Here is a 615-nt window from a genome sequence, read left to right as displayed (position 1 = left end):
CAACAGGCACTGGCCTGGTCCGCGTTCGCTCGCCACTACTAACGGAGTCTCGTTGATGTCCTTTCCTCCGGGTACTGAGATGTTTCAGTTCCCCGGGTTCGCTTCAAACCCCTATGGATTCAGGATTTGATACCTTCATCTGACCAACCGTATTGAATGACCATATCGCCGCCCAGGATCGCTCCCAAGCCGCGTATGACCACACAATACGGAAGGTCGAAGGTGGGTTTCCCCATTCGGAAATCCCTGGATCAAAGCTCGTTCGCAGCTCCCCAAGGCTTATCGCAGCGTACCACGTCCTTCATCGCCTCTCAGCGCCAAGGCATCCACCGAATGCTCTTAAGGCACTTGATCGCTCTCATGATCGATGTTCGCATGTGATCCGGCAGCAGCTTAGCTGCTGCCGATCACGTCACGTCACGGTCACAAAAAGACCGGTGACACGGCCCTTTCGGACCACGTCACCTTATGCTTGCCGAACATGACCGATGCGGACCAGCTCTCGCCGCCACACCGGACACATTCCCTCTAAACGATGTCGATTATTTGCGAACCCGCGCGATCCCTGATGGACCTGCACGAGCAGCAAAACTTGGTACTTTCCGGATACCCCGC

The 615-nt window shown here is 55.8% G+C and carries 1 rRNA gene; it reads right to left on the bottom strand.

What is annotated here, in order from left to right:
* Positions 1 to 354, bottom strand: a 23S ribosomal RNA gene (locus CVH10_RS16950); the annotation flags it as partial.
* Positions 355 to 615: the final 261 nt, after the last annotated feature.

This window comes from Halomonas sp. ND22Bw, from assembly GCF_003011945.1.
Classification (GTDB): domain Bacteria; phylum Pseudomonadota; class Gammaproteobacteria; order Pseudomonadales; family Halomonadaceae; genus Halomonas; species Halomonas halophila.
Note: the sequence above shows the minus strand (reverse complement) of the source record. Positions and strands in the feature narration are given on the sequence as shown.